Annotated in this window: 5 protein-coding genes; 1 reads left to right on the top strand and 4 read right to left on the bottom strand. The window is 42.0% G+C overall.

Going from position 1 to position 7,666, the window contains the following annotated elements; all coding sequences use genetic code 11:
• Positions 1-70 precede the first annotated feature (70 nt).
• From E1176_RS09610 to E1176_RS09625, 4 genes are all read right to left on the bottom strand, one after another.
• Complete coding sequence (locus E1176_RS09610; RefSeq protein ID WP_155210397.1) at positions 71-1,243, bottom strand: XdhC family protein; 1,173 nt, start codon at positions 1,241-1,243, stop codon at positions 71-73.
• A complete protein-coding gene (locus E1176_RS09615) occupies positions 1,240-1,653 on the bottom strand; it encodes a c-type cytochrome (protein ID WP_155210398.1) in 414 nt (137 codons plus the stop codon). Before E1176_RS09615 ends, E1176_RS09610 begins: the two co-directional genes overlap by 4 nt.
• 65 nt (positions 1,654-1,718) lie before the next feature.
• A complete protein-coding gene (locus E1176_RS09620) occupies positions 1,719-3,854 on the bottom strand; it encodes a xanthine dehydrogenase family protein molybdopterin-binding subunit (RefSeq protein ID WP_155210399.1) in 2,136 nt (711 codons plus the stop codon).
• Positions 3,855-3,881: 27 nt separating this feature from the next.
• A complete protein-coding gene (locus E1176_RS09625; protein WP_155210400.1) occupies positions 3,882-4,340 on the bottom strand; it encodes a (2Fe-2S)-binding protein in 459 nt (152 codons plus the stop codon).
• Positions 4,341-4,744: 404 nt separating this feature from the next.
• Here E1176_RS09625 and E1176_RS20950 point away from each other — a divergent pair.
• The coding region (locus E1176_RS20950; protein ID WP_222933125.1) for an endonuclease at positions 4,745-7,666 on the top strand (2,922 nt) is incomplete at its 3' end.

Below are 7,666 nucleotides of genomic sequence, written 5' to 3' on the forward strand. Positions count from 1 at the left end.
TATATAGCCATTTATGGGAGTCAAGATAGCAATTTTAACTATTGCATTGTTCCCCCAAAAGGTGGGACAATTAAAGAAAAGCCTCTTTATTATCAGTGCTATTGATAAAAACCTGTTTAAAAACCTGGTCTTCTTTACCATCTCGCTGGTGGATAGGGGCCGTGCGATATTTGAGAAAGCCACCACTTCGGTTGGTAAATTTGGCCTGTATTTCGGCAATAATTGATAACGCAATTTCCTCAGGTGTCTCTGCTCCTATATCAAGACCTATAGGACTATGAATTCGCAATTTATCTTCCTTCGAAAGCTTTACGCCTTCCTCTTCCAGTTGTTTATACAATTTGATCGCTCGTTTCTTAGGCCCTAAAATACCGATATAGCAAACATCTGTAGCCAAAAGCATTTTTAAGGCATCATAATCATAATCAAAAGTATGAGACATAAGTACAGCTGCAGAGTATGGCTTGATGGGTATATCTTTTGAGAAATTCTCTCTTTTACAAAAACTCACATTAGCCTTAGGAAAAGCAGCCGGTGCCACATGAGCAATACATTCATCAGTAACCGTTACGTCCCAGCCAAGTGTGGAAGCCATCTCAGTGACTGGTTTTGCATCGAAACCTCCGCCAAAAATGATGAGATCAATTGATGGCTCAATGATTTCAAAAAAGACTTCAACGCTATTATTTAATAAAGTTTTAACCGCAGGCTTTCGATTATGATACACCGATTGCATTTCTTTCTCAATCAGTTCGCTCAGCTCTTTATTATTAATTTTGGAATGATAATCACCATTTTCATCAAACCAGGATTGAGCGCCTACAGTCACAAATTGATCGTCAGCCCTAAAGACTGTAGCCATAACGGTAAGATTGTTATAACTGATAAAAGTTGACAGTTTATCAATCGGGTTGTTGCTTTCAGTAATTGGCTCGATTAAAACATCAATAATGCCGTTGCAACCAAGGCCTACACCCAAGCTATTATTGGCATCATCCATTGTGTCGTATGTGACTAGTTGAGGTTCGCCACTATTCATTACATTTCTTGCTTTTCTCAAAGCGTCCCCTTCCAGGCAGCCACCACTGATCGAGCCAGTCCATCGCCCATCATTTCTTATGAGCATGCGAGCCCCGGGACTACGATACGAGGAGCCTCGCACCTTTACCACAGTGGCAAGAGCCAGTTTTTGCATGTCTTTTACACGCTCATACTCGGCCACTATGTTTTTAAATTCTTTCATTTCTTCCGTGCCTTCTCAACATCATCTGGCTTTACAATATCACCTTCATTACCCCAGCTGTTTCTTATATAATTAAGCACATCGGCCGTTTCTTTATTAGAAAAAGGAAAGGCAGTCATAACTCCGTTGTAGACCACGCCATTTACTGTCATTTCTCCATTGGCACCATACAAAATCTGTTTGATTGCCCGATCAAGATCAGCCATGAGGTAATCTGACTGAGCTAAAGGAGGGAATGCACCAGGCACACCCTTACCATTGCTCATATGACAATTGCTACAGTTTATGGCATATATATCTGCCCCTCTTTGCATGCTGGCCTTCAGGTCATCGTTTTGAGCGTTTGATATTTTGATGGCCGAAATAGCTGTAAATCCTATAAATGCGATTATTAATATTCTGATTTTCATATATCTATTGGGTTCTAATTTCAGTTTCCAAACCAATCTAACTACATAAAGTTTGAAAGCTCAAATTAGCCCAGGGTAATATCTTGTTTAGAATAAGGCTGTTTGTATAGTCTTTTGCCTGTAGCAGCATAAATAGCATTGGCCACCGCACCTCCCGCAGGCGGCAAAGTAGGCTCTCCTAATCCTGTAGGGCTTTCTATGCTTTCTACAAAATGAATATCGACCTGTGGTGCTTCGCTGCTACGTATCAGGCGATAGTTATCGAAATTGTCTGCCTGAGGGCGTCCATTGGCAAAGGCAAAATCACCATACATGGCATGGCCAATACCATCGATCACACCACCCATGGCTTGATTAATAGCACCTACCGGATTGACCACTATACCACAGTCTATCGCCACGGTAACTTTTGTCACCTTCGGTTTATTTCTTTCCATCACTACTTCGGCCACCTCGGCTACATAAGAATTATGAGAATAATAGGCACTAAAACCTTTAAATACACCCTCTTCTTTATTTCCCCAATTGGCTTTTTCTGCAGCAAGTTTGATAACTCCTATAAATTTATCCGGTTCGTAATTACCTTCAGGAGCAAATCCCGCTTTGGCTTTTTCGAGCATATCAATTCTTAATTGTACCGGGTCTGTATTGATCATCTCCGCGATTTCATCAAGAAAACTTTGCTCTGCTGAGGCTAGAAAGTTGGTGTAAGGCGCTCGCCAGGCACCGGTGGTAATGTTGCTATCATATTTGTGGTTTACAACCTCATAATCTGCCAAAGCCCCGGCAGGAAAATTATTGGGTAATATACCATACATGTTACTATTGATAGCGGCCTCGGTAAGCTGATAAGCATTGATCTTACCATCTTTTAAACCAGCTCTAATTTTATATTTTATGGCCGGGCGATATATACCAGCCGTCATGTCATCTTCTCGTGTGTAGATGAGCTGCACCGGCTTTTTGCTTTTATCAGAAATTTCTGCTGCTTCCAACACAAAATCGCCATATAATCTTCGACCAAAACCGCCCCCCATTCGGCTCATACCTACGGTAATTTCACTCTCATCACGACCCAACAACTCAGCTACCCGCCTTCTTGTGCCAGCAGGCGTCTGTATTGGGCCATAAAGCTCCACTTTTTCTGCAGTCACGTCAGCAAAAAAGTTCATTGGCTCCATACAGTTGTGAGGCAGAAATGGAGACTCATAAATACGCTCGACCACCTCATCTGCTGCTGCAAATTGGTTTTCAGGATTACCGTCTTTCCTTCTTACCTCACCGCCATCTTTATTTAATAGTTCTTTAAGTTTTGTATCGTGAAATGCGCTGTCTTCAAGTTTAGAATCAGCCTCCCAATCTGCGTTAATGGCTTTTTTACCCTGCATAGCCGCCCAGGTGCTGTTAGCTAAAACAGCTACTTTATCTCCAAACTGAATGACATCTCTGACTCCATTTACATTTTTGGCAGCGGCAGCATCAAAAGACTTTAGTTTCATGCCAAATGCTGGTGGTCTCAGCACGCAGGCATAGTCCATACCGTCACGTTTGGTATCAATGCCAAAAAGAGGCTTGCCTGTTATGATTTCTTCCAAATCGACATTTCCTTTACCATGGCCAATGATCTTAAAGTCTTTAGGATCTTTCAATTCTACCTCTTCCGGCACATCCATTTCAGCCGCCATCGAGGCAACTTCAGCATATTTTATTGTCTCTCCATTTTGATTGGTAATAACTCCATCTGCCGTAGTAAGTGTTTCAGGGTCTACCTGCCACTTTTCTGCCGCAGCATTGATGAGCATTTTTCTTGCAGTGCCACCTGCCATACGTAATGAGCTCCACCCCTGCCTGATCGACTGACTACCACCTGCTACCTGTCTGGTAAACACATCGGTATTTAAAGGCGCCTGCTTTACGATTACATCCTTCCAATCTACATCCAATTCTTCCGCTACGATCATAGGCATAGATGTCTTTACATTTTGCCCAATCTCCGGGTTTGGTGACATGATTGTAACTTGACCATTATCAGCAATAGACAAGTAGGCATTTACTTCAAACCAAGCTGATGGTGCTTGTTTTTTTGCAATTTCAGTAGGTGGTGAGCAAGCCCAATTAAAGCCAAGCATTAGTCCTCCGGAAGCTGCTGTAGATACTTTTAAGAAAGATCTTCTATTAAATTTAGTTTTGATGAGTGTCATAACGAGGTGTTTTTAGATTGGGAGAACTTAAGACATTTTAGATGCTGACTTTACCGCATCTTTGATCTTGTTGTAGGTGGCGCAACGACAAAGGTTACCGTTCATAGTATTCTCGATATCCTTATCGCTTGGGTTGGCATTTTGAGACAATAGCGATGCTGCTGTCATAATCTGACCGGCCTGGCAATAGCCGCACTGAGGTACATCATGCTCTCTCCAGGCTTTCTGCACAGGATGATCGGCATTGGCAGATAATCCTTCAATTGTTGTAATCTCTGAACCGCCAATACTACTTACCGGCAAAGAGCATGAGCGCACGGCAGTACCGTTTAAATGTACCGTACATGCTCCACATTGAGCAATACCACAGCCATATTTAGTGCCAACAAGACCTACATGGTCCCTTATCACCCAAAGAAGCGGTGTCTGGGGATCAACATCCACTTCGTAATTTTTTTTGTTGATTTTTAATGTAATCGAAGCCATAAGAAGCGCATTTAAGATGGAAAGTTAATATAGCAATTTGCCCGTAAATAATCAGTATAAATTAGATAGGCGGTGGGTTGCTGCTGTCAGTCTCCTCAATACTTTATACTAATATCCATTTGCAATTAAAATCGAGCATGACCCCAAAACCAAATTCATCACTCACTCACTGAGCAATCCCACTATTTTAAGCTAATGTTAATTGTACTTTTCTAGGCATTAATTCATCAATTGATATCTACATATTTTATCAAATTCTATGGCTTATCAAAATAGAAATTATTAGAAATATTCAATTGTAGCCAAACCTTTATATTAAGTGATTGTTAAGACTAAGTCGCTGGTTTTCAGCTCAAATTATTTCTATTTAAGTTGCAGCGATTTTCAACCTAAAACCACTTAACATGAAAAAATTCTATCTATTGCGCGGGTCAATGCTCATGGTGTTGACCTTTTTTTATTGTATAGCTTTCAGTCAGGTACCTCCTGGCTATTACGACCCGGCCAACGGACTTACGGGAAATCAACTTAAGGCCGCACTACATAATATTATTGATGGCCACATCGAATTTCCCTACAGCAGCAGCAACACCGATGTATGGGACATTTTAAAAGAAGCAGACAGGGACCCGAATAACCCTAATAATGTAATAGGAATTTATTCGGGTTTTTCGATGGACGCTGCCGCAGAATATAACAGCGGCAACGGCTGGAATAGAGAGCATGTTTGGGCTAAATCAAGAGGAGACTTTGGCACCACTCTGGGAGCCGGTACCGATGTACATCATTTAAGAGCAGCTGACATTTCTACTAACTCAGCAAGAAGTAACAGAAATTTTGACTGGGGAGATACTTATTACAATGATGCCTCAGGTGCATATAATGGCCCCACACTATCTAAGACCAGTAGCACAGATTATGTATGGGAGCCGAGAGATGCCGTGAAAGGTGATGTGGCTCGCATGATCTTTTATATGGTGGTGCGCTATGAAGGCACCAATGGCGATCCTGACCTGGAGCTCACTGAGGTGTATCAAGGCAATACTGATAAAGCACCTTTGCATTCAAAATTATCAACACTTATTGCATGGCACCTGGCCGACCCGGTAGATGATGCCGAAAGAGCTCGTAATGAAGTAATTTACAGCTATCAGCAAAACAGAAATCCATTTATTGATCACCCGGAGTATGTTTGCGAGATCTATACAAGCGAATGTAACAGCACACCGCCTCCAGGCAATAACGCACCAACATTTACTTCAACAGCCCCTAATTCTGCCACAGAAGGGCAAGCCTATACATACAGTGTAACCACTTCTGATGCAGATGGTGACCCTATAACCATCACAGCTACCACAAAACCATCGTGGTTATTTTTCACTGACAATGGCAACGGTACTGCCACACTAAACGGTACACCTAATTCAGGTAACGTAGGTTCTCATCCGGTCACTTTAAATGCCTCAGATGGTACAGATTCATCGACCCAATCATTTACTATCACGGTAAATTCCATTGGCGGTGGGGGAAATGCAACCGAACTTTTCTTTTCAGAATACATTGAAGGCTCTTCTTATAACAAAGGCTTTGAGATTGCCAATTTCACCGGTAGTAGCGTAAACTTATCTCAATATTCTATTCAAAAACAAACAAATGGATCAGGAGCCTGGGGTTCTGAAATCACGCTCTCAGGAAATGTAAATACAGGTGATGTTTACGTAATTGTACACAGTAGTGCTGATGCGGCTATGCAATCAGTGGCCGACCTCATCACTGGTAGTGGTCCCATGAGCTTTAATGGTAACGATGCAATTGGTCTGTTTAAAAATGGCACCCTCATAGATGTAGTGGGTGTATTTAACAATAGCAGCAACTTTGGAAAAGACGTAACATTGGTGAGAAAGTCTTCAATTAACTCACCTGGCACCACCTACTCTGCATCAGAATGGGATCAGTTTGCTAATAATACTTTTAACTATTTAGGCACTCACGTATTTGATGGAGGTGGCTCACCTGCAGATACAGAGGCTCCTTCAACACCTGGTTCATTATCAGCTAGTGGCACTACCCAAACTTCTACCAATCTCACCTGGACAGCTTCTTCCGATAACGTAGGTGTGACAGGTTATGAGGTGTATGTGAATAGCGTTTTGAATGGTAGCCCTACGAACACAAATTATACTGTGACTGGCCTAACTGCTTCAACAACTTACAACATTACTGTAGTGGCTAAAGATGCTGCCGGCAATGAGTCTTCAGCCGCTACTACCTCAGTAACCACTGCAAGTGCAGGTATGAGTTGCGCTTCTACAGTTGGTATACCTTACAATTTTGGCTTCGAATCTGGTCTTGGCAACTGGACTCAGGTAAATGGAGATGATTTTGATTGGGCAAGACGATCAGGAGGTACTCCTTCAAGCAATACAGGGCCATCTTCTGCCACTGAAGGATCTTATTATCTATACATTGAGGCTTCCAGCCCTAATTATTCTAATAAAACCGCTATTGTAGAAAGCCCATGCTTTGACCTCACAGGAGCAAGCTCAGCTACTTTTTCTTTCAAATATCACATGTGGGGATCTTCCTCTATGGGAGGACTTACGCTGCAAGCATCTACCAATGGCACGAGCTGGACCAACATTTGGTCACTTAGCGGCAATCAGGGTAATAGCTGGCAGTCAGCAAATATTGACCTGGCTGGTTATTTAGGTGCTAATTTAAAACTCAGATTTAGTAGCACAACAGGCAATACTTGGCAAGGAGATATTGCTATTGACGATCTTGCTGTTTCCACAGGATCATCTTCATCGGAAAGTGCGATGGAGTTAACCATTGTATTGGATAATTATCCTGAAGAAACGAGTTGGGAAATAAAACAAGGCTCATCGGTTTTAGTGTCAGGTGGTACTTATGGCTCATCTCCTGACGGCTCGACTGTAATTGAAAACTTCACTTTAGCCAAAGGATGCTATGATTTCGTAATTTATGATGCTTATGGTGACGGCATTTGCTGTAGCTATGGTAATGGATCATACCAGTTAACAGCAGATGGATCAACTGTGGCTTCTGGTGGTAGTTTTGGAGCCTCTGAAACGACAAACTTCTGTTTAGGAGGAGCCACGGCAAGAAGTCAGGCAGGAAGAGTAATCACTACTCAACCTGGAGAGGATGCTAAAGGATTGTTACTATTCCCAAATCCTGCGAGAAATAGCATCACAATTCAGTCTGGAAAAATGAGTGATATTCGTTACCAAATATTTGATGTTGCAGGTAAAAAATGGCTATCTGGTCAGGCATCAGGCAACTTAAACACTATAGATATAAGT

This window comes from Fulvivirga aurantia, assembly GCF_009711475.1.
Taxonomy (GTDB): domain Bacteria; phylum Bacteroidota; class Bacteroidia; order Cytophagales; family Cyclobacteriaceae; genus Fulvivirga; species Fulvivirga aurantia.

What these genes read in the sequence shown, in the direction of transcription:
- E1176_RS09610 (WP_155210397.1), bottom strand. Translation starts at nt 1,243, where the DNA reads ATGAAAGAATTTAAAAACATAGTGGCCGAGTATGAGCGTGTAAAAGAC.
- E1176_RS09615 (WP_155210398.1), bottom strand. Translation starts at nt 1,653, where the DNA reads ATGAAAATCAGAATATTAATAATCGCATTTATAGGATTTACAGCTATT.
- E1176_RS09620 (WP_155210399.1), bottom strand. Translation starts at nt 3,854, where the DNA reads ATGACACTCATCAAAACTAAATTTAATAGAAGATCTTTCTTAAAAGTA.
- E1176_RS09625 (WP_155210400.1), bottom strand. Translation starts at nt 4,340, where the DNA reads ATGGCTTCGATTACATTAAAAATCAACAAAAAAAATTACGAAGTGGAT.